This window comes from Nonomuraea fuscirosea (assembly GCF_003001935.1).
Classification (GTDB): Bacteria; Actinomycetota; Actinomycetes; order Streptosporangiales; family Streptosporangiaceae; genus Nonomuraea; species Nonomuraea fuscirosea.
This window is the reverse complement of sequence record NZ_PVNG01000011.1, coordinates 56,988-82,287: the sequence shown is the minus strand read 5'-3', so window position 1 is coordinate 82,287 and position 25,300 is coordinate 56,988. Positions and strand designations below refer to the sequence as shown.

Here is a 25,300-nt window from a genome sequence, read left to right as displayed (position 1 = left end):
CCCGGCTCGTCTTGTTCTCAGCCACGGCCGTTCACCCCCGTGGGCTTCGCCTCGCCGCCCGGCTTGGCGGCACCGCTCCGCTTCCCCGCGGCACCCGGCTTGGCCTGCCCGTTCTGCTCAGCCTCGCCGTTTCGGTCCGTCTCGCCGTTTCGGTCCGTCTCGCCGTTCTGGTCTGTCTCGCCGTTCTGGTCTGTCTCGCCCTGGTCCGTCTCCCCGTTCTGGCTCGCCGCGCCGTTCTGCTTCGCCGCACCTTCGTCAGGGGTGCGCAGCGCTTCGGCGCGTTCGTGCAGCTTGTCGCTCAGGGTGTCCATCTTCCTGCTGGTGGCGGCCACCGCGGCGGCCTTGCCCACCTCCATGAGGTCGCCGCGCAGCCGGTCGGTGAGCTGCCCGACCTCCGGCGACGAACCCAGCACCTTGATCCCCTGGGCCAGCAGGCCCCCGCCCTTGCCGCCCTTGGCCCGGCCGGCCAGCCCGGCGGCGGCCAAGGCCGCGGCCATGCGCAGCTTCCTGCGTCGTCCGAGGTAATAGCCGGCGAGCACGGCACAAGCGATCCGCAACGTGTTCGACATGATCGGCGTTCCTTCCCCAAGGCCATGACCGGGTCACTCGACCGTGGCCTGCCCAGGAAAGGGACGAAGAATCAGTAACGGGTGGAAACTTGGACATATTTTGCGCGTACGGCAGCGCCTCAGCTCCCGGCCGGCCGCCGGGGTCTTGTACAGAAGCGACCCCCGGCAGACCGTCTCAGAGGTGGAACCAGTGGATGCGGCGGCAGACCGTGCACACGAAGCAGGAGGCGTCGCGGTTGGCCCAGTCGAGGTTCATGAACGTCATGCCGGTGGTCTGGAGCTTCCAACGGTGCTGTTCGAACAGCTCGTTCTGGCAGGTGTCACAGCGCAGGTTGGCGCCGTGGGGCAGGGTGACGGGCTGTGGCTCGTTCATACGGCGCATGCTAGCCAGCCGTTTCAGTCTTTGTCGGTACTCAGCAGGCCGCGGCGGAAGGCGACCGCGACGGCCGCCGCGCGGTCGTTGACGCCGAGCTTGGCGTAGATGTGCAGGACGTGGCTCTTGACCGTGGCCTCGCTGATGAACAGGCGGGCGGCGGCCTCGCGGTTGGTCGCGCCGTCGGCGATCAGGCGCAGCACCTCCAGCTCCCGCGCGCTCAGCGGGTCGGCGGGGGCGCGGACCTGGCCGAGCAGGCGGGTGGCCACCGAAGGCGACAGCACGGCCTCGCCCCTCGCCGCCGCGCGCACGGCGCGGACCAGCTCGTCCCGGCTCGTGTCCTTGAGCAGGTAACCGGTCGCGCCGGCCTCGACGGCCGGCAGCACGTCCTTGTCGGTGTCGTACGTCGTCAGCACGAGGACGCGAGCCCGCACCCCCAGCCTGGCCAGCTCCTTGATCGCCGCGACGCCGTCCATCCTGGGCATGCGCAGGTCCATCAGGATGACGTCGGGGTCGAGCACTCGGGCCAGGTCCACGGCCTGGGCCCCGTCGCCCGCCTCGCCCAGCACCTCGAAGCCGGGGTCGCCGGTGAACATGCCGCGGATGCCGTCGCGGACGACGGGATGATCGTCGGCGATCAGCAGCCGCACGGGGGCCTCAGTCACGCCCAACCTCGTTGGTCACGGGGATCTCGGCGCGCGAGACCTCGCCGGCCTCGGAGGTCTCAGTGCGCGGGACCTCCCTGGGCACGGCGGGCACGCTGGCGGAGATCGCGGTGCCGGCGCCGGGCTCGGACTCGATCTCCAGCGCGCCCGCCAGGCGGGTCACCCGCCTGCGCATCGAGGTCAGGCCGTAGCCGCCACCCTCGCGTACCCGATCCAGGTCGAAGCCGGCGCCGTCGTCGCGCACGTCGAGCGCGACCACGTCCTCCATGTACGACAACGTCAGCCCGACCCGACCGGCCCCCGCGTGCTTGGCCACGTTGGCCAGCGCCTCCTGAGCCGTGCGCAGCAGGGTCTCCTCGACCTCGGGATGCATGGGACGGACCGTACCAGTCGTGTGCACTTCGGCCGCTACGGAGTTCAGCGCCGACCACTCGGCCGCGACCTCGGCCAGGGCGTCGGGCAGCGGCGCGGACTCCAGCGGTCCTGGCCCGACGGCGTGGATGGACCTGCGCGCCTCGGACAGCCCCTCCTTGGCCAGCCGCACGGCGTGGCCGATGTGCCGCTCGCGCGCGCTCTCGTCGTCCTTGGCCTGCGTGGCCGCCTGGAGCTGGGTGATGATGCCGGTCAGCCCCTGCGCGAGCGTGTCGTGGATCTCGCCCGCCATCCGCTGCCGCTCGTCCATGACCCCCGCCTCCCTGGCCTGGACCAGGAGCTGGGCGTGCAGCCCCGCGTTCTCACGCATCGCCTCCTCCAGCCGGGTGACCATCTTCTTCCGCTCGGCGCTGCGCTCGGCGGTGATCTCCCCGACGAAGCTGAACAGCCCGACCAGGGCCACGATGGTGGCGGTGAAGAACGAGAAGGTGAGGATGCCCGCCGGGGTGGGCTCGGGCAGGCCGCCGCTGTAGGCGGCGACCGTGGCGGCGGCGGTGGCGCTCACGCCCGCGAAGCGCCACCTGCCCTGAAGGTACTGCCAGGAGTGGAGGTGGCCGACGAAGCCGAAGAAGCTGGCGAACCAGACGCTCCGCAGGCTCAGCACCGCGATCAGCACGATCAGGCCGGTGACGTACAGGGCCTTCATCTGGCCGCGCGACATGAGGCCCGTCCAGGCGGCGGCGAGCGCCGCCAGGCCGAGCGTGACCAGCCGCTCGCCCCAGCCGTCGCCCTGCTCGGTGAGCAGGTAGAGCGCGGTGGAGACGGCGAGCAGGAGGTAGGGGACGGCGCTCATGTACCGCTGCAGGTGCCGCTCCCACCGGTCCAGCCTCGTCACGCTCACTCCCAACGGAAGAATCTGGCCGCGGCCACGCTCAGGACCACCGCGTAGCAGGTCATCACCGCCAGCAGCGGCAGGCTCGGCGCGCCGCCCGTCCAGACGTCCTGCAACGACTGCCGGAAGGCGCCCAACGGAGTGTACGCACCGATCCGCGCCAGCAGCACCGGCATCTGGTCCACCGGCTGCATCAGCCCGGCCAGGAAGGCCATCGGGAAGTACAGCAGCACGCCGATCCCGTTCGCGCTGCGCCCGTTCGCGGCGAGGGCGGCGATGAGCAGCCCGATCGAGAACATCGCCGCCGTGCCCAGCACGATGGTCACCACGACCGCCCACACCGCGCCCGGCGGGCGCGCGCCCAGCACGTTCACGCCGACGGCCACCAGCAGCCCGCAGGTGACGACGGTGAGGACGAGCTGCAGCAGCAGCTGCACCGCCAGCATGTTCCCCGGCCGCAGCGGCGTCGTGGACAGCCGTCGCAGGATCCCCCTCTCCCGGTACGTCGCCAGCGTCGTCGGCAACATGTACAGCCCGACCAGCCCGACGGCGATGGCCAGCGCCATGGGCAGCAGCACGGTGTCGCCCGGCTCGATCGAGCTGCCGAAGATGACCAGGATGAACAGCGGGATGAGCACCGTGAACAGCGAGCCCGGCTCCCTGGCCAGGAGCTTCAGCTCGACGGTGGTGAGTTTGGCGAGCGCGGTCATGTCAGTTCTCCCAGGTACGGCCGGTGAGGGCGAGAAAGGCGTCGTCGAGCGTGCGCTTGTCGATGCGCAGGTCGCTGACCAGGACGTGGTGGCGGGCGAGCCGGGCCGTGACGGCGGTGGCGAAGTCGCCCCTGCCGGTGACGACCACCTGGTCACCGTCCCTGGTCACGCCCGACACCCCCGGCACGTCGCCGAGCAGCGTCCCCGGGTCGGCCGGCGCCATCAGGGTGAACCTCATCTGGTGCTCGGCGCCGGTGCCCTCGATGAGCCCGTCCGGGCTGTCGACGGCCACGATGCGGCCCCGGTCGAACACCGCGACCCGGTCGCAGAGCTCCTCGACCTCGTCCATGAAGTGACTGACCAGCACCACGGTCACGCCGTTCGCGCGGACCCGCTTGATCAGCTCCCAGGTGACCCGGCGCGCCTGCGGGTCGAGGCCCGTGGTCAGCTCGTCGAGGAAGGCCACCCGGGGGTTGCCGACCAGCGCCAGAGCGATGAACAGCCGCTGCTTCTGGCCTCCTGACAGCTTGCCGAAGCGGGCGTCGCGCTTGTCGGCCAGCCCCCACTGCTCGACCAGCTCACGCCAGTCGCGCGGGGCGGCGTAGAAGGAGGCGTACAGGTCGAGCGCCTCCCAGACCTTGATGTTCTCCGGCAGCTGGGTGTGCTGCAGTTGCACGCCGATCTGCTCGCGCAGCGTCCGGTCGTCCGCGCCCGGGTCGAGCCCGAGGACGCGGACCGTTCCGCCGTCGGGCCGCCTGAGCCCTTCGACGCATTCGACGGCGGTGGTCTTGCCGGCGCCGTTGGGGCCGAGGATGCCGAAGATCTCGCCCTCTTCGACGGAGAACGACACCCCGTCCAGGATCGTCTGAGCCGCGTACCTCTTGGTGAGGCCGGTGACCTCGATGACTGACATGACTCAAGGATCTTCCGGCGGCGTCCTGGGCGAATCGTCCCGACGGCCACCGTCAGGGGTGGCTGCGGCGGATCCTGGAACCCACCGTTCGGTTGATTGACACGTACGTACGCAACGGCAATTTTCGGATCATTCTTGAAACTTTCACGACCCTGTGACACCCCTGACCAGAGCGGGATCGCTCACCTTGACGGGCTCCGTTGACAGCCTCGGGAAACCGGGCCGATACTTTCGCCGAAACGCCGATAGTTTCGACATCGACGGGAGGTAGCACCGTCACATGAACGACTCCCCCGCTCCCTCGAAGGGCCGCGTCAGACGGCTCGTCAGCCGCGTCTGCGTCGTCGCCCTGGTCGCGGCCACGGCGATGACGCCCGGCATCGCCCACGCGGCTCCCATCAACTCCAACCAGACCGGCACCAACAACGGCTACTTCTACTCGTTCTGGACCGACAGTGCCGGAACGGTCTCCATGGATCTGGGATCCGGCGGCAACTACAGCACGTCCTGGCGCAACACCGGCAACTTCGTCGCCGGCAAGGGCTGGAACCCCGGCGGACGGAGGACCGTCAGCTACTCGGGCAGTTTCAACCCGTCGGGGAACGCCTACCTGACCCTCTACGGGTGGACCAGGAATCCGCTGGTGGAGTACTACATCGTCGACAACTGGGGCACCTACCGGCCTACGGGGACGTACAAGGGCACGGTCACCAGTGACGGCGGCACGTACGACATCTACCAGACCACCCGCTACAACGCCCCCTCGATCGAGGGCACCAGGACCTTCAACCAGTACTGGAGCGTACGGCAACAGAAGAAGACCGGCGGCACCATCACCGCCGGCAACCACTTCGACGCCTGGGCCCGCAACGGCATGAGCCTGGGCAACCACGACTACATGATCATGGCGACCGAGGGTTACCAGAGCAGCGGCAACTCCAACATCACGATCGGCGGCTCCGGTGGCGGAGGCGGCGGTGGCGGTGGTGGCGGCGGAGGAGGAGGGGGCGGCGGCTGCACCGCGACGCTCTCCGCCGGTGAGCAGTGGAGCGACCGGTACAACCTCAACGTCGCCGTCAGCGGTTCGAGCAACTGGACCGTCACGATGAACGTGCCGTCCCCGGCGAAGGTCCTGGCCACCTGGAACATCAGCGCCAGTTATCCCAGCGCCCAGGTGCTGAGCGCCAGACCCAACGGCAGCGGGAACAACTGGGGGGTGACGATCCAGCACAACGGCAACTACACCTGGCCCACGGTCTCCTGTAGCGCGAGCTGACCCTCTGGGCGGATCTCCGGCGGCGCGGCGGCCCACCACCGTCGCGCCATCGGCATGCCCCGATCCCCATCAGGCCCCGTCCCATCAGCCGCCCTCCTCATCGACCCGGTCCCCATTGAGCCGGTCCCCATTGAGCCGGTCCCCATTGAGCCGGTCCCCATTGAGCCGGGTCAGTAGAGCCGGGCCAGCCAGCGGCCGTCGGCGTTCCAGTGGTCGGCGCCGTCGAAGCCGCCCGCCCGCGCCACCCGAGGCAGGTCGCTCGCCGAAACCGTCGCCCAGGCGAACCACTCGCCGGCCAGCTGCCCTCTGCGCAGCCGGACCCGGTCCACCCGGCTGCGCGTTCCCGGCGGCGCCACCTCGGCCAGGACCGTGCCGCCCGGCCTGATGAGCTGCCTGACCCGGCGCAGCAGCGTCTCGGGGTTGCCGCCGATGCCGATGTTGCCGTCGGCGAGCAGCGCGGTCGCCCAGCGGCCGCTGCCGGGAATGTCGTCGAACACGTCACGGAGCAGGGCGAACCCGCCGGCGCGGCGGGTCAGGGCGACGGCGCGCGGCGTGATGTCGATGCCGAGCGAGGTCACGCCGCGACGGGTCAGCGCCGCCGTCAGGCGTCCGGGGCCCGAGCCGATGTCCAGCGTCGGACTGGCGCACCGGCTCAGCAGTTCCTCGTCCCCGTCGATCGGCTCGAACCAGCGCGCGGCCTCCAGCGTGACGCGGGTGCCGTCCACGTACTCGATCTCGGCGCTCTCCCCGGCGAGCGCGTCGGCGTACAGCTCGCCGATCATCGGCCCAGCCTCCTCAGTTCGGCGGCGAAGCAGGACGCCGGTGCCTGCGCGGCCACCGCGTCGGCGTCCGCCGCCGTGTCGACGTCGATCAGCTCGGGCAGCTGGTGGACGGTCAGCTCCGCGCGGTCCAGCCGGTCGAGCTGGAACTTGCCGGTCTCCGGATGCGACATGGGCACACCCAGCAGCAGTTCCGGGTCGGGCCTGCGCAGGCCGAGCAGCCAGAACCCGCCGTCGGCGGCCGGGCCGTAGACCGCGTCGTGCTCCGCCAGCGCCTCCCCCGCCTCGCTCAGCAGCTCCGGCGTGACCTGCGGGGTGTCCATGCCGATCAGCACGATCGGGCCCGGCCGCAGCCGGTGCGTGTCGGAGAAGGCCGCGGCCAGGCGCTCGTCCAGGCCGTCGCCGCGCTGCGGGATCACCACGAACTCCTCCGGCAGCCAGCCGCCCGGCAGGCCGTCCAGGGCCAGCACCCGCTGCGTGGCCGGCGTCGCCGCCACCGCCCGCAGACTGTCACGGAGCGAGGCCAGCGCCAGGGCCGCGGCCTCCTCCTGACTGAACGGCGGGGTCAGCCGGGTCTTGACCCGGCCGGGCACCGGTTCCTTGGCGATGATCAGGATCTGTGGCAGATGATCGGGAATGCTCAGCGTGCTCAGTCCTTCCACTGGGGCGGCGTACGGCCCAGCCGATCAGCACGGCCACCACGGCCGCGGCGTAGAAGACGGTTGCGAGGATGCCGGCGCCCATCGGGCCGTCCACGTAGGCGATGGCGCCCGCCAGGGCCGCGCCCAGCCACTCCCACCGGCCCGTCATGGCGGCCAGCGCGACGACCAGCAGCGCGTACCAGGAGTAGCCGGGGGTGAACAGCAGCAGCAGCGAGCCGCTGACGACCAGCGCGCCCAGCCACGGCCGCTCCTGGCGGCCGTACCGCAGGACGGCCAGGATGACCAGCGCCAGGACCCCGATCGCCGCGTACGGCGCCCACGCGTCCGGCAGGAGCAGCCGCAGGACCAGGTAACGGTTGCCGCCGCCCTCGTAGCGCTCCTCCTCGAGGTAGCCGGGCAGGTAACCCGCCACCGCGGGGCCCGAGGCCAGCACGTAAGGCACGTACGACAGCCCGACCACGGCCGCCGCCGGCACCCCGACCCGGAGCAGCCGCCGCCACGCCACCCCGTTCGCCAGCACGCCGGACAGCGAGCCCACGAGCGCCGTCGCGGGCAGCAGCTTGGCCGCCACGGCGCCGCCCAGCAGCGCCCCGCGCGCCCAGAGTCCCCCCGGCGCCCCGGACGCCGGTGCGACCGGCGGCCCGCCGCGCCCCCGTACGGTCCAGAAGGCCAGCGCCACCAGCAGCACGCCCACCATGTCGACGTGCGCGTTGTTCACCGCCTCGACCGGCACGGCGGGGCACCACGCCCAGAGCGCCGCCCGCCGCGCGCCCGCCAGCCGGCACAGCGTGAGCAGCGTGAGCACGGCCATCGCCCAGCCGCCGAGCTGGAGGGCCTTGTGCCGCGACCCCTCCGGCGACAGCCAGTGCACCAGCAGGAAGTAACCCTGGGCGAGCGGCGGATAGATCGTCGGCACGGTGGGGCGGTTGATCCGGGTGCAGCCGCCGTCCGGCAGCGGGTAGAGGCCGGGCCCGGCGCAGTCGGCGGGGAAGAGCCATCCGTCGCGCAGCCCGGCCAGCGCCGGGTCGGACGGCGGGTGGTCGTAGGGCGAGATGCCCGCGGCCTGCACCTTGCCGTCCCAGACGTACCGGAAGGAGTCGGTGCTGCTGCTCGGCGGCGCGACCAGCCCGATCGCGGCCAGCAGGAGCCCGCCGCCGACGACGAGCGCGGTCAGCCGCCGCTCCGGCACCCGCCTGGACAGCCACAGAGCCGCGCAGAACAGCGCCCAGGCGGTCAGGTACCAGCCCAGGCGGGGCGGCCCCGTCACCATCCCGGCCACGGTGGCCGCCAGGAGGACGAGCACCGCCCCTGTCACGTACGTGTTCCGGCTCACAGGCGGCAGCCTCGCATCCGCGACCCCCTTCACGGCCGCCTGTGCGCTCTCCGTTCGATCTCCGTAAGAAGCCTTACGAACTGCGAACGTCCCTTATGGCAAGCGGTCCGGCGGCCTAGCGTCGGCGGCATGAGAGTGTTGGTCACCGGCTCGGCCGGTTTCATCGGCGGGCACGTGGCCGAGGCGCTGGAGGCGGCGCATCACGACGTCGTCGGTCTCGACCTGCGCAACGGCCAGGACGTCCAGGACTCGGACGTCCTCGACGCGCTGCTGCCCGGCGCGGACGTCGTGGTGCACCAGGCGGCCAAGGTCGGGCTCGGCGTGGACGTCTCCGACCTGCCCGACTACGCCCGCGTCAACGTGTACGGCACGGCCGTCCTGCTCGCCGCCATGGCCAGGCACGGGATCGGCCGGCTGGTGCTGGCCTCCTCGATGGTGATCTACGGCGAGGGCCGCTACGAGTGCGCCGAGCACGGCCGGGTCCGGCCGGGGCCGCGGACCGTGGACGACCTGGAGCGCGGCCGGTTCGAGCCGCCCTGCCCGCGCTGCGGCGCGCCGCTGACCAGCGCCGAGATCGACGAGGACGCCCAGCCCGATCCGCGCAACGCCTACGCCACCAGCAAGCTCGCGCAGGAGCACCTGGCCGCCAACTGGGCCAGGCAGACCGGCGGGAGAGTTGCGGCGCTGCGGTACCACAACGTCTACGGGCCGCGTATGCCGCGCGACACGCCCTACGCCGGGGTGGCCGCGATCTTCCGCTCCGAGCTGGAGGCGGGCCGGGCGCCGAAGGTGTTCGAGGACGGCCGCCAGCGGCGTGACTTCGTGCACGTCAGGGACGTGGCCAGGGCCAACCTCGCGGCCATGTCGGCGACCGCGCCGACCGGGCCGACCGAGCCGACGACTGTGCCGGCTGCTGTGACGGCGGCGGTTCCGGCGACCGTGCCGGCCGGTGAGCTGCGGGCCTGGAACATCGCCTCCGGCACCCCGCACACCGTGGGCGACATGGCCGCCGCGCTGGCGGCCGAGCGCGGCGGGCCCGAGCCGCAGGTGACCGGCGCCTACCGGCTCGGCGACGTCCGCCACATCGTCGCCTCGGCCGCCCGGGCCAGGACCGAGCTCGGCTTCCACGCCGAGATCGGCTTCGAGGCGGGCGTGAAGGAGTTCGCCTGGTCATGAAGTACGTGATCCCGCACCGCCGCAACGAGGAGGCCCGCCGATCATGACGGTGGACGTGATTCTGCCCTGCCTGAACGAGGAGGACGCGCTCGGCTGGGTGCTCGGCCGCATGCCCGCCGGCTACCGGCCGATCGTGGTCGACAACGGCTCCACGGACCGGTCGGCCGAGGTCGCCGCCGACTTCGGCGCGCTCGTGGTGCACGAGCCCGCGCGCGGCTTCGGCGCCGCCTGCCATGCCGGGCTGCTCGCCGCCACCGCCGACCTGGTCTGCTTCATGGACGCCGACGCCTCGCTCGACCCCGGCCAGTTGCCCCGGGTGGCCGACCCGGTGCTCGACGGGCGCGCCGACCTGGTCATGGGACGGCGTACGCCCCGGGGCGCGGGCGCCTGGCCCCGGCACGCGCGGCTGGGCAACGCCGTGCTGGCCGCGAACCTGCGCCGCCGTACGGGTGCGCCGCTGCACGACCTCGGCCCCATGCGGGCGGCGAACCGCCTGGCGCTGCTGGACCTCGCGCTGACCGACCGCCGCTTCGGCTACCCGCTGGAGATGGTGCTGCGCGCCGCCTCGGCCGGCTGGCGGATCGACGAGGTGCGGGTGGACTACCTGCCGAGGACCGGGCGTTCGAAGGTGACCGGCACCCTCGGCGGCACCCTGCGCGCCGTCTCCGACATGCGACGCGTCATGGCCGAGATCCGCTGAAAACCCGACAACCTCTCAAGGGGAACGCGGGACCGCTCAGGGAGAACGCGGGACCGCTCAGGGGGAGCGCGGGACGAGCAGGCCCCGGTTGAACGCCTCGGTGACCGCGGCTGCCCGGTCGCCGACGCCGAGCTTGCCGTAGATGTTCAGCAGATGCGACTTCACCGTGGCCTCGGTGACGAACAGCTTCGCCGCCGCCTCCCGGTTGGTGGCCCCGGCGGCCACAAGCTGGAGCACTTCGAGCTCGCGCGGGCTGAGCGGCCCGGTGGCGGACGAGCGGACCCGGCTCATCAGCAGCGCCGCCGCCGACGGCGCGAGCACCGCCTCGCCCCGCGCCGTGGCCCGGACCGCGCGCAGCAGCTCGTCGCGGGGCGCGTCCTTGAGCAGGTAGCCGGTGGCGCCGGCCTCGATCGCGGGCAGCACGTGGCTGTCGGTGTCGTACGTCGTCAGCACCAGCACCCGCGCCCCACCCCCGTCCTGCGCCAGCTCCCGCATCGCGCCGAGGCCGTCCGTGCCCGGCATGCGCAGGTCCATGAGGATCACGTCGGGCCGCAGCGACCTGGCCAGCCGGACCGCCTCGGCCCCGTCGCCGGCCTCGCCGACCACCTCGAAGTCGGGTTCGCGGGCGAACATGCTGCTCAACCCGTCCCTGACCACCGGATGGTCGTCGACGACCAGCAGTCTGATCACGGGCAGGCCTCCTCACGCGCGGCGGGCACGCGGGCCGAGATGCCCGTGCCGGCGCCCGGCTCCGACTCGACCGCCAACGTGCCGGACAGCCCCTCGATCCGCTGCCGCATCGCCTCCAGCCCGAATCCGGCGCGGGCGGCGTCGCCCCCGAGCCGGGCCGGGTCGAAGCCGCTTCCGTCGTCGCGCACGTCCAGCGCCACCTCGTCCTCCAGGTATGACAGGGTCAGCCCCACACGAGTCGCCCCGGCGTGCTTGGCCACGTTGGCCAGCGCCTCCTGCGCGGCCCGCAACAGCGCGACCTCGGCCTCCGGCGGCATCGACCGCGCCGTGCCGGTCGTCGTGACCCGTACCGGAACGCCGTGCAGGTCCGACCAGCGGCCTGCCACGCTCGCCAGCGCCTCCTCCAGCCGGGCCGCGCGCAGCGGCTCGGGGCGCAGCGCGTCCACCGAGCGCCGCGCCTCCGACAGGCTCTCCCTGGCCAGCCCGGCCGCCGCGGCGAGGTGGCGGCGCCGGTCCGCCGGGTCGTCGCCGGCCTGCTCGGCCGCGCGGAGCTGGCTGATGATGCCGGTGAAGCCCTGCGCGAGCGTGTCGTGGATCTCCCTGGCCATCCGCTGCCGCTCGTCGTGCACGCCCGCCTCCCTGGCCCGCGCCACCAGCCGCTCGTACAGGGCGGCGTTCTCCGCCAGGGTCTCCTCCAGCCTGCGGTTGGCCTCGCGCGCCTCTTCGAGCGCGCGCAGGCGCTCCTCGTTGCGCCGGTCGTCGCGCCGGGCGTGCCAGGCGAACGCGCACATGGGGATCGCGTTCGCGGCCACCACGGCGGCGTACGTGACCAGTCCCATGACGGTGCTCATGTCCACCGCGTACGACTGCGCCGTACCCGCCACCACCGCGACCGACGCGACGCCGACCTGCCGCCACGGCCAGGGCAGCACCTCGAACGCGAAGATGTAGCCGGCGGGCGTGAAGAACCCGAACCACGGCGCCCTGACCACCAGCACCATCATGATCACGACCAGCCCGGCGAAGAACACCGCCATCGCCGGCGGGCGCTCCCGCCAGGCGGGCCGCAGCGTGAAGCCGCCCAGCATCCACACCGCCGTCAGCGCGCACAGAGCCAGGTCCACGGCCGGGGACGTGCCATGCGCCCACCTGATCGGCACCGTGACGACCGCCAGAACCGCCAGCAGGGCGTACGGCACGACGCCCGTCACCACCGGCGGCAGGCGGGTGACCGCACCGTCCATGCGCCGCGCTCCTCCCGCACTCGTGTCCCTGCCCACAACCTAGCCGCGCCCGGCGGGCCCGTCTCAGGGCAGTTCGACGCTGAGCGCGTGCCGGAAGACGCCGCGCGGATCCCAGCGTGCCTTGATCCGCTGAAGGCGCGGGTAGTTGTCCTTGTAGTAGAGGGTGCGCCCGGGAACGCCGGAGGTGTTCCACTCCGGGTCGATCAGGTCCACGTCGGGATAGTTGATGTACGAGCCGTCGTCGACCTCGCCGGGCACCGGCACGCCTCCGGTGCGGGCGTACACGTCGCGGTAGAAGCCGCGCACCCAGGCCAGGCTGCTCGCGTCGTCGGCCGCGTCGGCCCACGTCGTGTAGTAGACCGCCTTCATCACCACGTCGCGCTGGGCGACCGCGGTGGCCTCGGGCGCGACCGCGCGCACCTGGCCGCCGTACCCGATGAGCAGCAGGCCGGAACGGTCGTTCCCGGTGGCGGCGGTCAGGTTGCGGTGGACGGCGGCGAGCTGCCGGTCGGTGAACGACCTGCGCAGGTAGGCGGCCTTGTTCTTGTACCGGCGGGCGGTCGCGTCGCCGGCCTCGCCGGTGCCCGGCCAGGTCATCCGGTGCAGCCACGGCGTCGTCCCCCGGGTGTCGACGATGGGAGCGAGGCCCGTGCCCGCGGTCACCGCGGCGACGAACTCGTTCACCAGGCCGTCCGCGCCGGGCAGGTCCGCGTCGATCTGCACGGCCAGCGAGAGGTATCCGGCGGAGCGGTGCGACAGCAGCAGGATCGCGTAGACGCCGGCGGAGCGCGAGCCCGGCGCGCTGTTGTGCTCGTGCCAGGTGCCGAAGTTGCGCACCAGCCGGGTGAACGCCGCCTCGGTCATGCCCTCCCACGCCCAGGCGACCACGCGTTCGAGCATCTCCGCGGGGGAGGCGGGGAGCAGCCCGGCCGGGTCCGAGCCGGTGGCGCCGGGCGAGCGCAGCCAGTACTTGGTGACCACGCCGAAGTTGCCGCCGCCACCGCCGGTGTGCGCCCACCACAGGTCGCGGTTCGGGTCACCGGGTTCGCGGGTGGCGACCACCGCGCGGGCGGCGCCGTCCGCGCCGACCACGACGGCCTCCACGCCGTACAGGTGGTCCACCACCGAGCCGTACCGGCGCGACAGCGCGCCGTACCCGCCGCCGGCGAAGTGCCCGCCCGCGCCCACAGCCGGGCAACCGCCGCCGGGGATCGTCACGCCCCAGCCCTTGAACAGGGTCCGGTAGACCTGCCCGAGCGTGGCTCCCGGCTCCACCGCGAACGCCTTCATCTTCGGGTCGTAGCCGACCGCGTCCATCGGGGAGAGGTCGATCAGCGTGCGCACCGCCGGGTCGGCGGTGAAGTTCTCGAAGCAGTGGCCGCCGCTGCGCACCGCGATCCGCCGTCCGGCGCGGACCGCCTCCGTCACCGCGCGCACCACCTGGTCGGTCGAGCCGACCACGCGGATCTCGTCCGGCCGGCCCGCGAAGCGGAAGTTGTTGCCGCGCAGCAGCCCGTCGTAGCGGGGGTCGCCGGGACGGATCCGCACCGGCCCGAACTCCGCCGCGCCGCCCGGCCCGAGGGCTCCACCGGCCGAGCCGGTGGCGTTCGCGACCGCGTCCGCCATCGCCATACCCGTCACCTCCGCGCCCAGCGCGCCGCCCGCCACGACTCCCGCGCCGGCCAGCAGCCTGCGGCGGCTCACCTGGTCTCGCTCCGACTGACTCATGCCCATCCTTTCGGCGCCGGTCCCCAGAGGACCGGGGTGCCCTCACCGTCCCAGCGCCGCGGCCGCCCGCACATCGGCCGAGCGCCCGGTACGGCGGCTGAACCGCCGCTCCACCGGACGGCTGACCCGCCTCCACCGATCGGCCGGTCGCCAGGGCCTTGAAGGTGCGGTCGCGCGGACGGCTCGCACCACCGCTGAGCAGGCGTCAGGAGCCGGTGAGGACGACGAGTCGACGGGTCGCCCTGGTCATCGCGACGTACCGGTCCACCGCTCCCTGGACGCCCTCCCCGAACCGCTCCGGATCGACGAGGACGACCAGGTCGAACTCCAGGCCCTTCGACAGCTCGGGGGTCAGTGACCGGACGCGGGGCGTCTCCTGGAACGTGGGATCGCCGATGACGCAGGCGGTCCCGTCGGCGTGCTCGGCGAGCCAGGCGTCGAGGATCGGGCCCAGCTCCGCGACGGATCCGTACCCGACGGGGACGCCGGCGGCGCGGATGGAGGCAGGCACGTTGGCGTCGGGCAGCACGGCCCTGATGACCGGCTCGGCCTCGGCCATGATCTCCTCGGGCGTGCGGTAGTTGATGCTGAGTGAGGCCAGCTCGATCCGGTCGAGCCCGATCCGCTCCAGCCGTTCCCGCCACGACTCCGTGAAGCCGTGCCTGGCCTGGGCCCGGTCCCCGACGATGGTGAAGCTCCTGGACGGGCAGCGCAGCAGCAGCATCTGCCACTCCGCGTCGGTCAGCTCCTGGGCCTCGTCCACGACGACGTGCGCGAACGGCCCGGCGAGCAGGTCGGGCTCGGTGCCGGGCGGCGTGCCCTCCTCGATCAGGCTGTTGCGCAGGTCCTCCCCGTGCAGCATGGTCACCAGGCCCTCGCCGTCGGGGTCGGCCTCGATCAGGGCGTCGACGACCTTGTCCATGCGCTCGCGTTCGGCGGCGAGGGAGGCCTGGTGCCGGCGCCGGCGCCGGGACGCCTCCGGGTCGCCGAGCCGTTGCCTGGCCGCGTCCAGGAGCGGCAGGTCGGACACCGTCCAGGCCTGGGCGTCCGGACGTCGCAGCCGCCTGACCTCGTCGGGGCTGAGCCAGGGGGCGCACATCCGCAGGTAGGCGGGCACCGACCACAGGTCCCCGACGAGGTCCGCGGCTTCGATCAGCGGCCAGGCGCGGTTGAAGGCCGTGCGCAGTTCCCTGTTGCGCAGCAGCGACGTGCGCAGCAGGCCGTCCGGAACGTCCTCCTCGCGCTTGTCGATCAGGATCGTGAGCAGTTCTTCCCAGATCTGCTCGCGCGCCTCGTTGTGCGGCGTGCCCGGCTCCGCCGCCTCGAACGCCTCGGCCCAGTCCTCGGGGCTCAGCCAGAGGTCGGACCAGGGAGTGGTGACCGTCATCCCCTCGGCCGGGGGGTTCTCGTAGAACCTGACGGCCGGTTCGATCGCCTTCACCATCTCGGCGGACGACTTCAGGCGGGCCACCTCCGGGTCGCTCTCGATCGCCGCCGTGGCGCCCTCGGCGACGAGGTCGCGCAAGGTGCAAAGTTGTACGCCCTCCTCCCCGAGGCTGGGCAGGACGTCGGCCACGTACGCCAGGTACGGCTGGTGCGGGCCGACGAACAGCACACCGCCCCTGCGGTGGCCGAGACGGGGATCGGAGTAGAGGAGGTAGGCGGAACGGTGCAGGGCGACGACGGTCTTCCCCGTGCCGGGGCCGCCGTCCACGACGAGGGCGCCGCGCGATCCGGCGCGGATGACGGCGTCCTGGTCGGCCTGGATGGTGCCGAGCACGTCCCGCATCCGGGCCGAACGGCTGCCGCTCAGGCTGGCGATGAAGGCGGACTGGTCGTCGAGCGCGGCGTGTCCCTCGATCCCGTCGGGGGTGAACACCTCGTCCCAGTAGTCGCTGATCCGGCCGCGGGTCCAGCGGTACCTGCGGCGGCTGGCCAGGCCCATCGGGTTGGCGTGGGTGGCGCCGAAGAACGGCTCGGCGGCGGGTGAGCGCCAGTCGAGCAGCAGCCGCCGCCCCGCGCTGTCGGTCAGGCCGAGCCGGCCGATGTAGACGGGCTCGGAGTCGTCCGCGCCGACCATGTGCCCGAGACACAGGTCCAGGCCGAAGCGGCGCAGAGCGCGCAGGCGGGCGGTCAGCCGGTGCACCTCCAGGTCCCGGTCCATCGCCTGCCTGCCGAGCCCGCCGGGCGCCTTCCGCTCGGCGTCGAGGCGGGCGGACAACTCGGCGATCGACGCTTCCAGGCTCTCGGCGATGGCCGCGAACCGCTCCTCGTCCCGGGCGATCAGCGCCGGGTCCGCCTTGGGGGCGAGCCGGGCGGGAAGGTCGAACGCGCTGATGGTCAGGTGGTTCACAGTCATTGACTCCCGTTTGCGCAGCTGTCGGCCTCGGCCGCCGATTCTGCGCCATGACCGGGGCCTTGTGGCAAGCCCCCCTGTGCGCTATACGTTGAGAGTGGAAGGGAGTGGTCTCTCCTCCTTTCCCGTTTCCGAACCCTCAGCGCCGCCCTCGTGTCAGGCGCGTGCGGCCGGTTCCAGGACCCACCGCGCGAAGTCGGCCGGCACCACGTTGCTGCCGCACAGGATCGTGGTGACGCGCCGCCCGGCGAAGCGCTCCGGCCGCTCCAGCACGGCGGCGATCCCGAGCGCCGCGGACGGCTCGACGACGAGCCCGGCGTGCTCGTAGAGGGCGCGCATCCCGGCCTTGATCGACTCCTCCTCCACGAGCACGACGTCGTCCAGCACCACGAGCAGGTCGTCGAGCACCTCGGGGATCGGGCAGCGCCCGGCGACGCCGTCGGCGATCGTGTCGATGTGGTCGGTCTCGACGACCGTGCCCCGCCGCCACGACAGCGCCATGGCGGGCGCGCCGGCGGGCTGGACGCCGATCACCTCGGCGTGCGGGGCGAGGGAGCGGACGACGTAGCCCACGCCGCCGGCCAGCGCCCCGCCGCCGAGGGCGACGAGGACGACGTCGAGCTCGGGATCGTCGCGGACGAGTTCGAGTCCGATGGTGGCGGCGCCTTCGCAGGTCGCCAGGTCCAGGCTGTCCTCGACCAGGTACGCGCCGCCGGCCTGGGCCAGCTCGCGGGCCAGCAGCCGGGCGTCCTCGATGTCGGCGCCTTCGAGCCGCACCTCCGCGCCGAGGTCGGCGATCCGGCGCAGCTTGAGCGGGTTGGCCGTGGTCGCGGCCACCACGGTGACGTCGAGCCCCCTGCGTGCGCCGCTGTGGGCCAGCGCCTGTCCGAGGTTGCCCGCGCTCGCGCACACCATGCGCGTCGCGCCCTGCCTGCGGGCCTGGGCCGCCACGGTCTCCGTACCGCGGCCCTTGAAGCTCCGTACCGGATTGAGCGTCTCGACCTTCAGCGTCACCGCGCATCCGAGCGCCTGGCCGAGCGGCGCGCACGGCAGCGACGGCGTGTCGAGGAACACCGGATCGATCTCGCCGGCCGCCGCGCGGACCCGATCGAGCCGCAGGCGAACGCGATCAAGGTCCCTCATGGTGACGGAGTATGCCACGGGCTCAGCGCCGTCCGCCACGCTCCCGGCGTCATGCGCCCACCCCCTCAGCACCGTCCGCCACGCTCCCGGCGTCGTCCGCCCACCCCCTCAGCGCCCCCGCGCGGCCATGTTCTGCCGCCACTGCTCCATGGCCTGCCTGAGTGCCCCGCTCACGAGGAGCAGCAGCTCGGCGGCGGTCTCGAAGCGGGCGCCCGCCGGGGTGCCGGGCCCGAGGATCTCGCCGCCCCGCTGCGACGCGGCCGTCAGCGCCTCGTTCATCTGTACGGACGCCTGGATGGAACGCAGCCAGATGTCGTCGTCGGTGACGTAGCGTTCGCGGCGCCCGCCGGGGGTCCGTTCGCGCCTGAGCATGCCCTGCTGTTCGAGGAAGGTGACGGCGTGGGAGACCGAGGCCGGGCTGATGCGCAGCCGCTGCACCAGGTCGGCGGCGGTGAGGCTGCCGGCGTCGGTGACGTACAGGCAGGCCAGGACCCTGGCCGCCATCCGGGGCAGGCCCTGCCCGACGAGGAGATCGGTGAAGGACTCGGTGAAGTCCTGGACCGCCTGGGGGTCGCGGCCGTGGCCGCCGTCCGGGATCTGCGGCGACTGCGGCTGCGGCTGCTTGCGGCGGCGGGCCCGGTGCCGGGTGGCCTCGTGCGCGCGGTCCGCGCCGTAGTCGCTTGGGCCGCCGTTCCTGGTGACCTCGCGCATGATCGTCGAGGCGGGCCGGCCGAGACGGCGGCCGATCTCCGCGTAGCCGAGGCCCTCCGCCAGCCATGTCGCGATGTGCCGGCGGTCCTGGCCGGTGAGTCTGCCTCCGGGCATCGGTGCTCGGCTCCTGTCTGTCCGACGTGCGCGTTCCGCTGCACAGTATGCGTTCACTCGCACCTCATTGCAATACCTGCTCGGATCCGGCCATTGCGTTCACCGTCTCAATCATTGCAAAGATCAGAATTATGATGCGTATCTACAGGTTATACGCTCGCTTTTGCTTGTTGACGACTTCGTGAACGCAATGTACCTTCATGGTTGTTCAGCGATTCCAAAACATCCTTGAGGAGATTCGCGATGGAACAGAGCAACGGCGGATTCTCCGTCAGCGGGCTGCGCAGGCTGCACGACGTGCTGGCCCGGCGGGTCGAGTCCGGCAAGATCCCCGGCCTGGTCGCCCTGGTCAGCAGGGGCGGCGAGACGCACGTCGAGGCGCTGGGGACCATGCGCCACGACGGCGGCCCGCCGATGCGCCGGGACACGATCTTCCGGATGGCGTCCACGTCCAAGCCGGTCGCGATGGCCGCGGCGATGATCCTGGTCGACGAGTGCCGGCTGCGGCTCGACGATCCCGTGCAGCAGTGGCTGCCCGAACTCGCCGACCGGCGGGTGCTGAAGCGGATCGACGGCCCGCTCGACGACACCGTGCCGGCCCGGCGGCCGATCATCGTCCGCGACCTGCTGACCTCCACGTTCGGCCTCGGCATGGACATGACGTCGTTGGGCACCCCGATCATGAACGCGATCTTCGAGCAGGGGCTCACGCCCAACCTGCCGGAGCCGATGCCCGAGCCGGACGAGTGGATGCGCCGCCTCGGCACGCTGCCGCTGATGCGCCAGCCGGGCGAGCAGTGGCAGTACCAGATCAGCAACGACCTGCTCGGCGTCCTGGTCGCCAGGGTCACCGGCCAGACGTTCGAGACGTTCCTGCGCGAGCGCGTCTTCGACCCGCTGGGGATGAAGGACACCGGCTTCCACCTGGACGCGGACAAGATCGACCGGCTGCCGGTCCTCTACGCCCCCGACCCTTCGACCGGGGAGTTCCACGTGTGGGACGAGGCCGAGGGCGGGCGCCACAGCAAGCCGCCGGCGTTCCAGGGCGGCGGCGGAGGGCTGGTCTCCACCGTGGACGACTACCACGCCTACTTCCGCATGCTGCTGAACGGCGGCACGCACGAGGGCGAGCGGATCCTGTCCCGGCCGGCCGTCGAGCTGATGACCACCAACCGGCTCACCCCCGCCCAGCAGGCCGCCCGGCATGCCATGGCGACCGACAACGTGCACGTGTCCTTCGGCCAGGGCCAGCACGGCGGCTGGGGCTTCGGCATGGCGGTGCGCACCCACCGCGGCGACTACGCCTCCGTCGGCCAGTTCGGCTGGGACGGCGGCAGCGGCACCACGGCCTACGCCGACCCGGCCAAGCAGCTCACCGGCATCCTGCTCACCCAGGTCGGCATGTCCGTCCCGGACCCGGCCCAGCTCATCCACGACTTCTGGACCACCCTCTACCAGGCGATCGACGACTGACCGCCGTCCCACCCCCGTCCACGTACACCCCGTAGAAGGAGCACACCCGCGATGACCATCACCTTCACCGACCACGACAAGCTGACCCTGCGCACCGCCGCGTACGGCGCCGTCACGCTGCTGGCCGCCGCCGACACCGCGGGCAGCCCGCACCAGGTCGCCACCAAGGGCTCCATCGCCCTGTACTCCGCCACCGGCCCGATCGGCCACGTGCTCGCCGACAAGTCGGGGGGCATGGACCTGAGCGGCAAGTCCGTGGCCGCCATCGCCGACCACGTGCTGCCCGCCCTGACCGCGGCCATGAGCCTGCTCAAGGAGCGGGATTCGGCGGAGGCGGACAACTATCGCCACACCGTCCTCGTCGCCGTCGAGGCGGCCACCCACACCGACGGGGGCCGTCAGCCGAGCCCCGCGGTGGCCGACATGATCCGCAAGATCACCGAGGCTCTCGACGCCGCCTGACCAGGGTGCCGGCCCGCCCGGTCCATCGCCTTCGTCCCCGGCGCACCACCCGTCCCGTCACTCTCGCGTTCCCCGCGGCGGAGCACTCCGGCAGTGCTCCGCCGTATCGTATGCAGGCATGTCACATATCGCCGGTGACTAAGCGCATAGTCAGCCCTAGAATGCGAGTGACCAAGAGACTCGCGGCGGGCCACCCCCTCATCGTGGCCGGCATGTCCGGTGGGCAGCGCGGGCGGCATCGAGACCACGCACTCGGGGTCGAAGGGGACGAGGATCGAAGATGGCCCGACGGCAGGCCCGATTCACCGCGCAGGACCTGGCGGACGACTCCCGGTTGCGGGACCACTCCCCCGAGCTGTGGCGAGACGACCTGGGGGAGGTGCAGCGCCGGCTGCTGTCGTCGGCCGTGCGCTGCTTCGCCGCGAACGGCTTCCACGCCACGACCACGCGCGACATCGCCGAGTGCGTCGGGCTCAGCCCGGCCGCGCTCTACGTCCACTTCCCGTCCAAGGAACTGGTCCTGTACGAGATCGTCAGGGCCGGTCACGAACGGGTCCTGGCGCACGTCAGGGATCCCTCCATCACCGGCCTGGACGGTTCCGCGGAACGGCTGCGCGCCATCGTCTCGGCGTACACCGTCTGGCACGCCCGCCACCACGTGACCGCCCGCGTCTGCCAGATCGAGCTGCACGGCCTGACGCCCGAGCACTACGGCGAGATCGTGGAGCTGCGCCACCAGACCAACGGCTACTTCAGGGGCGCGGTCGCGCGCGGCGTGGCCGACGGGTCGTTCGCGAAGGTCGACGTCACGAGGGTCACGCGGGCGATGTTGTCGCTGGCCATAGACCTGGTCCGGTGGTATCGGCTGGACGGCCCCGACTCGCCCGAGCAGCTCGGCGAGTTCTACGCCGACCTGTCCATGAAGCTGCTCGCCCCGGGCTGACGCGCGGCCGGGGAATCGGCACGGGCTGTGCCGGACCGGTTGACAAGCGACCGCTCACAGCCTGACTATGCGCTTAGTAACCTCGGCGGACTCCCGATCAGACCCCGGCCCGTGGTGCTCTGGAGGCCCCCTTGCATGCCTTGACGCAGGACCTGACCACCCTCTCACGCGGACGGCCCGCCGTTCCCCGCCCGCATGCGTGACCATGCCGTACCCGCGCCCCGACCAGCGCCGACCCACCGCACATGGACGGATGCACCGATGACCGTGCCATTGACCGTGCAGTCCCCCTTCGCTCCCCCCGCGCCCCTCGCATCGAGCACCGTCTTCCTCGACCTGCTGGCCCGCGAGGCCGCGCCCGCCGAGTTCGAGGAGCCGGTGCTCTCGGCCCGCGCGGCGGGCGCGCCGCCCGAGACGCTGGCGCAGCTGGAGGCCGCCAAGCTGACGGCGCTGCGGGTGAGCGCGGACCTGCGGCGGCAGGCCGGCCGCGAGGCCGAGCTGACCGCGCTGTTCGACCTGGCGGGCGACCTGGCCGCGCTGCGCGACCTGGACGCGATCCTGGAGACGGTCGTACGCCGGGCCAGGCGGCTGCTCAACGCGGACGTCGCGTACGTGACGCTGAACGACGACGAGAGCGGCGAGACCCGCATGCGGATGACCGACGGGTCGATCTCGGCGGCCTTCCGGCGGCTGCGGGTCCCGCTGGGCGACGGGCTGGGCGGGCTGGTGGCGCAGACGGCGATGCCGTACAGCACCGACCACTACGCGGCGGATCCGCAGTTCCGGCACCGCGCCTTCATCGACGCGGCGGTGGCCGAGGAGGCGCTGGTGGCGATCCTGGGCGTGCCGATGCGGCTGGGCAGCCGGGTGGTCGGCGTGCTGTACGCGGCCAACCGCAGCCAGCGGCCGTTCGCCCCGGAGAAGGCGGTGCTGCTGGGCTCACTGGCGGCGCACGCGGCGCTGGCCGTGGACAACGCGCGGCTGCTGGAGCGGACCCGTACGGCGCTGGCGGAACAGGAGGAGGTCAACGGGAGGATCCGGGCGCGCTGCGCGGCGATCGAGCGGGCCGCCCAGGCGCACGACCGGATGACCGCCCTGGTCGTCAGGGGCGGTGACGCCGGCGACGTGGCCGCGGTGGTCACCGAGGTGCTGGGCGGGGCGCTGCACGTCCTGGACGCCGACGGCCGGTGCCTGGCCGTGTCGGGCGATCAGGTGCCGCTCGCCGAGGACGAGATCTCCGCCGCGATGGCCGTGGCCGGCTCCGTGCACACGCGGGGCGGCACGACCAGGCACGGCGACCTGTGGGTCACCCCGATCGCGACCCCCGGTGAGGTGCTCGGCGCGCTGGTGCTACGCACCGAGGCGGAGCTCGGCGACGCCGACCGGCGCATCCTGGAACGGGCCGCGCTGGTCACCGCGCTGCTGTTGCTGCTGCGGTGCAGCGCGGCCGAGGCCGAGGCGCGGGTGCAGGGCGAACTCCTGGACGACCTGCTGGACGGCCGCGTGGAGGGGTCGGCGGCGCTGGAGGCGCGCATGCGCCGGGCCGGGCTGGACGCGGACGCCTCGTACGTGATGCTGTCGGCCCGCTACACCTCCCCCAGGCATCGCGGCCGGGCCGCCTTCTGGGCGGCCGCGCACGCGGCGGCGGCGCACGGCCTGGCGGCGGCCCGCGGCGAGGAGGTCGTCCTGCTGCTGCCGGGCGACGCGCCGGGCGAGACCGCGCGCCGCGTCGCCAAGGAGCTGGGCGCGGCTCTGGCCGCGCCCGTGACGGTCGGCGCGGCCGGGCCGATCCGCGACCTCACCGGCGTCCCCGCCGCGCACAAGGAGGCGCGGCGCTGCGCCGACACGCTGCTCGCCCTCGACCGGCTGGACGACGGCGCCGACGCCCGCGAGCTCGGCTTCGTCGGCCTGCTGATCGGCACGCACCGCGACGCGCGCGGCTTCCTGGACTCGACGCTGGGCCCGGTGCTCGACTACGACGCCCGGCGCGGCACGTCCCTGGTCAGGACGCTGGAGACGTACTTCAGCAGCAGGTGCGGCCTGTCCAAGACCGCCGAGCGGCTGCACGTCCACATCAACACCGTGCACCAGCGCCTGCACCGGGTCAGTCGCCTGCTGGGTGAGGACTGGCAGGAGCCGGAGCGGGCTCTGGAGATTCAACTGGCTCTTCGGCTGCACCGGCTGCGGGGCTGACCGGCGGATCGGCCTGCCGCCGGGAGATCAGCAGGTGCCGGGCCGTCCCCCAGATGCCGCGCCGGAACAGCAGCACGATCACGATGAAGATCGAGCCCGTGACGATGCCGACGCCCTCGAACCCGGCGGTCGCGAGGAAGTCCTGGAGCTGGACGACGATGGCGGCGCCGATGGCCCCGCCCCACAGCGTGCCGATGCCGCCGAGGATGACCATCATCACCACCTGGCCCGAGGTGGTCCAGTAGAGCCCGTCGAGCGCGGCGAAGCCGTGGCCGATGGCGAAGACGCCGCCGGCCGTGCCCGCCAGCGCGGCTGACAGGACGAAGGCCAGCAGCCGGTAGCGCTCGACGGGATAGCCGAGGGCACGCGCGCGGGCCGGGTTGTCGCGGATCGACACCAGCACCCGGCCGAACGGCGAGCGCACGATCCGCCACGCGGCGAACAGCCCGGCCAGCACGAACGGCAGCCCCGCGTAGTAGAAGAAGAACGGATCGGACAGGTCGAGGCCGAGGAACTCGCGGGGGATGCCCTGGAGCCCGTTCTCGCCGCCGGTGACGTCGCGCCACTGGTTGGCCACGAAGTAGATCATCTGGGCGAAGGCCAGGGTGACCATGGCGAAGTAGATGCCGGTCAGCCGGACCGACAGCAGGCCGATCGGCAGCGCCAGCAGCGCCGCGAACAGCGCGCCGCCGATGATCGCCACCGGGAACGGCATCCCGCCGTGCAGCACGATCAGCCCCGTGCAGTACGCCGACCCGCCCCAGAACGCGGCGTGCCCGAACGACAGCAGCCCGGTGAAGCCCAGCAGCAGGTCCACGGCGGCGGCGAACAGCGCCCAGCAGGCGATGTCCAGCGCGACCGGCGGATAGATCAGCCACGGCAGGACGAGGGCGGCCAGCAGCCCGAGCACCAGGAGCACGATCCCGCCCCGGCCCGAGCGGGCCAGCCTGGACAAGATCACCGGTACGCCTCCTCACGTCCGAACAACCCGGCCGGGCGCCACAGCAGCACGGCGGCCATCAGGATGAACACCGTGATCTGGGAGAGCGCGGGCACGTACAGGTTGCCCAGCGCCGACACCAGCCCGACGGCGAACCCGGCGGCGACCGAGCCGAACACCGAGCCGAGCCCGCCGATCACGACCACGGCGAAGACGGTGATGATCAGGTCGGCGCCCATCAGCGGGTTGACCGCGCGCATCGGCGCGGCCAGCACCCCGGCGAACGCGGCCAGCGCGATCCCGAAGCCGAACACCGGCGTCACCCAGCGGCCGACGTCGATGCCGAGCGCCCTGGTCAGCTCAGGCCGCTCGGTCGCGGCCCGGACGATCATGCCCACCCGGGTCCTGGTGAGCACCACCCACACCGCGACGCACATCAGCGCCGACACCGCCAGCACGAACACCTGGTAGGCCGGGTAGGTGAACAGCCCCAGGTCGACCGTGCCGGCCAGCTCGGGCGGCCGGGGGTAGGGCTGGGAGTTCACCCCGTACTCGCGCCGGACGAGGTCCTGGAGGATGAGCGCGAGCCCGAAGGTGAACAGGAAGTTGTAGAGCGGGTCGAGCGGCGTCAGCCGCCGCACGAACAGCCGCTCCAGCACGGCGCCGGCCACGCCGAGCAGCAGCGGCACCAGCACCAGTGCCACCCAGAAGTTCAGGCCGAACGCGTCGAGCGCGATGAACGCCCCGAACGCGCCGAGCATGTAGAACGCGCCGTGCGCGAGGTTGACCACGCCGAGCATGCCGAAGATGACGGCCAGGCCGAGGGCGAGCAGGGCGTAGAACGACCCGCCCACCAGCCCGTTGAACGCTTGCTGGAGCACGT

24 protein-coding genes are annotated in these 25,300 nt (G+C 72.5%); 7 read left to right on the top strand and 17 right to left on the bottom strand.

What is annotated here, in order from left to right; all coding sequences use genetic code 11:
- Positions 1-17: 17 nt before the first annotated feature.
- The 6 genes from B0I32_RS57850 to B0I32_RS25030 all read right to left on the bottom strand — a co-directional run bounded on the left by B0I32_RS57850 (position 18) and on the right by B0I32_RS25030 (position 4,494).
- Positions 18-569: a hypothetical protein gene (locus B0I32_RS57850; RefSeq protein WP_181307755.1), complete on the bottom strand. Its 552-nt coding sequence runs from the start codon at positions 567-569 to the stop codon at positions 18-20.
- A gap of 175 nt (positions 570-744) precedes the next feature.
- Complete coding sequence (locus B0I32_RS25050) at positions 745-942, bottom strand: hypothetical protein (protein ID WP_106243771.1); 198 nt, start codon at positions 940-942, stop codon at positions 745-747.
- Positions 943-965: 23 nt separating this feature from the next.
- Positions 966-1,607, bottom strand: coding sequence for a response regulator (locus B0I32_RS25045; RefSeq protein ID WP_106243769.1), 642 nt, complete (start codon positions 1,605-1,607; stop codon positions 966-968).
- Positions 1,600-2,874, bottom strand: coding sequence for a sensor histidine kinase (locus B0I32_RS25040; RefSeq protein WP_342751768.1), 1,275 nt, complete (start codon positions 2,872-2,874; stop codon positions 1,600-1,602). The genes B0I32_RS25045 and B0I32_RS25040 overlap by 8 nt, the downstream gene beginning before the upstream one ends.
- Positions 2,875-2,876: 2 nt before the next feature.
- Complete coding sequence (locus tag B0I32_RS25035; protein ID WP_106243767.1) at positions 2,877-3,581, bottom strand: ABC transporter permease; 705 nt, start codon at positions 3,579-3,581, stop codon at positions 2,877-2,879.
- 1 nt (position 3,582) lies between these two features.
- The gene (locus tag B0I32_RS25030) at positions 3,583-4,494 is read right to left on the bottom strand and encodes an ABC transporter ATP-binding protein (protein ID WP_106243765.1); all 912 of its coding nucleotides are present in this window, start codon (positions 4,492-4,494) and stop codon (positions 3,583-3,585) included.
- Positions 4,495-4,774: 280 nt separating this feature from the next.
- On the opposite strand from B0I32_RS25030, the gene B0I32_RS25025 reads away from it, so the two are divergent.
- The gene (locus tag B0I32_RS25025) at positions 4,775-5,770 is read left to right on the top strand and encodes a glycoside hydrolase family 11 protein (RefSeq protein ID WP_106243763.1); all 996 of its coding nucleotides are present in this window, start codon (positions 4,775-4,777) and stop codon (positions 5,768-5,770) included.
- A 170-nt stretch (positions 5,771-5,940) separates the two neighbouring features.
- Here B0I32_RS25025 and B0I32_RS25020 read toward each other — a convergent pair whose 3' ends face one another.
- The 3 genes from B0I32_RS25020 to B0I32_RS25010 are packed head-to-tail and all read right to left on the bottom strand — an operon-like array spanning position 5,941 to position 8,544.
- A complete protein-coding gene (locus B0I32_RS25020) occupies positions 5,941-6,552 on the bottom strand; it encodes a class I SAM-dependent methyltransferase (RefSeq protein WP_106243761.1) in 612 nt (203 codons plus the stop codon).
- Complete coding sequence (locus tag B0I32_RS25015; protein WP_245956014.1) at positions 6,549-7,142, bottom strand: TIGR04282 family arsenosugar biosynthesis glycosyltransferase; 594 nt, start codon at positions 7,140-7,142, stop codon at positions 6,549-6,551. Before B0I32_RS25015 ends, B0I32_RS25020 begins: the two co-directional genes overlap by 4 nt.
- The gene (locus tag B0I32_RS25010; RefSeq protein ID WP_245956013.1) at positions 7,060-8,544 is read right to left on the bottom strand and encodes a glycosyltransferase 87 family protein; all 1,485 of its coding nucleotides are present in this window, start codon (positions 8,542-8,544) and stop codon (positions 7,060-7,062) included. The genes B0I32_RS25015 and B0I32_RS25010 overlap by 83 nt, the downstream gene beginning before the upstream one ends.
- Before the next feature lie 129 nt (positions 8,545-8,673).
- Here B0I32_RS25010 and B0I32_RS25005 point away from each other — a divergent pair, with 129 nt between their 5' ends.
- Both B0I32_RS25005 and B0I32_RS25000 read left to right on the top strand, forming a co-directional pair.
- Positions 8,674-9,720, top strand: coding sequence for an NAD-dependent epimerase/dehydratase family protein (locus tag B0I32_RS25005; protein ID WP_106243759.1), 1,047 nt, complete (start codon positions 8,674-8,676; stop codon positions 9,718-9,720).
- Positions 9,721-9,763: 43 nt separating this feature from the next.
- On the top strand, positions 9,764-10,420 hold the full coding sequence (locus B0I32_RS25000) for a glycosyltransferase family 2 protein (RefSeq protein ID WP_106243756.1): 657 nt from the start codon (positions 9,764-9,766) through the stop codon (positions 10,418-10,420).
- A 57-nt stretch (positions 10,421-10,477) separates the two neighbouring features.
- Here B0I32_RS25000 and B0I32_RS24995 read toward each other — a convergent pair whose 3' ends face one another.
- The 6 genes from B0I32_RS24995 to B0I32_RS24970 all read right to left on the bottom strand — a co-directional run bounded on the left by B0I32_RS24995 (position 10,478) and on the right by B0I32_RS24970 (position 18,406).
- Positions 10,478-11,110 (bottom strand): response regulator, encoded by a 633-nt coding sequence (locus B0I32_RS24995; RefSeq protein WP_181307753.1) that lies wholly within the window; start codon positions 11,108-11,110, stop codon positions 10,478-10,480.
- Positions 11,107-12,354 (bottom strand): sensor histidine kinase, encoded by a 1,248-nt coding sequence (locus B0I32_RS24990; RefSeq protein WP_106243751.1) that lies wholly within the window; start codon positions 12,352-12,354, stop codon positions 11,107-11,109. Before B0I32_RS24990 ends, B0I32_RS24995 begins: the two co-directional genes overlap by 4 nt.
- Before the next feature lie 63 nt (positions 12,355-12,417).
- Positions 12,418-14,082 (bottom strand): FAD-binding oxidoreductase, encoded by a 1,665-nt coding sequence (locus B0I32_RS24985; protein ID WP_245956012.1) that lies wholly within the window; start codon positions 14,080-14,082, stop codon positions 12,418-12,420.
- A 205-nt stretch (positions 14,083-14,287) separates the two neighbouring features.
- A complete protein-coding gene (gene helR / locus B0I32_RS24980; RefSeq protein WP_219912007.1) occupies positions 14,288-16,441 on the bottom strand; it encodes an RNA polymerase recycling motor ATPase HelR in 2,154 nt (717 codons plus the stop codon).
- 153 nt (positions 16,442-16,594) lie between these two features.
- Positions 16,595-17,581 carry a threonine ammonia-lyase gene (locus tag B0I32_RS24975; protein WP_106244343.1) on the bottom strand — a complete coding sequence of 329 codons (987 nt, stop codon included), beginning with the start codon at positions 17,579-17,581 and terminating at the stop codon, positions 16,595-16,597.
- 108 nt (positions 17,582-17,689) lie between these two features.
- Entirely contained in the window at positions 17,690-18,406 is a 717-nt protein-coding gene (locus B0I32_RS24970) for a GbsR/MarR family transcriptional regulator (protein ID WP_106243748.1), read from the bottom strand.
- Positions 18,407-18,649: 243 nt separating this feature from the next.
- Between B0I32_RS24970 and B0I32_RS24965 the strand changes: the two genes are divergently transcribed.
- The 4 genes from B0I32_RS24965 to B0I32_RS24950 all read left to right on the top strand — a co-directional run bounded on the left by B0I32_RS24965 (position 18,650) and on the right by B0I32_RS24950 (position 23,477).
- Entirely contained in the window at positions 18,650-19,879 is a 1,230-nt protein-coding gene (locus tag B0I32_RS24965; protein WP_106243746.1) for a serine hydrolase domain-containing protein, read from the top strand.
- A gap of 51 nt (positions 19,880-19,930) precedes the next feature.
- Positions 19,931-20,341: a hypothetical protein gene (locus B0I32_RS24960; RefSeq protein ID WP_106243745.1), complete on the top strand. Its 411-nt coding sequence runs from the start codon at positions 19,931-19,933 to the stop codon at positions 20,339-20,341.
- Positions 20,342-20,621: 280 nt separating this feature from the next.
- Positions 20,622-21,284, top strand: a complete 663-nt coding sequence (locus B0I32_RS24955) for a TetR/AcrR family transcriptional regulator (RefSeq protein ID WP_106243743.1) — start codon at positions 20,622-20,624, stop codon at positions 21,282-21,284.
- Between the two features lie 261 nt (positions 21,285-21,545).
- Positions 21,546-23,477: a helix-turn-helix domain-containing protein gene (locus B0I32_RS24950; RefSeq protein ID WP_106243741.1), complete on the top strand. Its 1,932-nt coding sequence runs from the start codon at positions 21,546-21,548 to the stop codon at positions 23,475-23,477.
- On the opposite strand, the gene B0I32_RS24945 is transcribed toward B0I32_RS24950, so the two are convergent.
- Together B0I32_RS24945 and B0I32_RS24940 are read right to left on the bottom strand one after the other, a co-directional pair.
- On the bottom strand, positions 23,389-24,438 hold the full coding sequence (locus B0I32_RS24945) for a branched-chain amino acid ABC transporter permease (protein WP_106243739.1): 1,050 nt from the start codon (positions 24,436-24,438) through the stop codon (positions 23,389-23,391). The genes B0I32_RS24950 and B0I32_RS24945 overlap by 89 nt on opposite strands.
- Entirely contained in the window at positions 24,435-25,298 is an 864-nt protein-coding gene (locus B0I32_RS24940; RefSeq protein WP_106243737.1) for a branched-chain amino acid ABC transporter permease, read from the bottom strand. The genes B0I32_RS24945 and B0I32_RS24940 overlap by 4 nt, the downstream gene beginning before the upstream one ends.
- Positions 25,299-25,300: the final 2 nt, after the last annotated feature.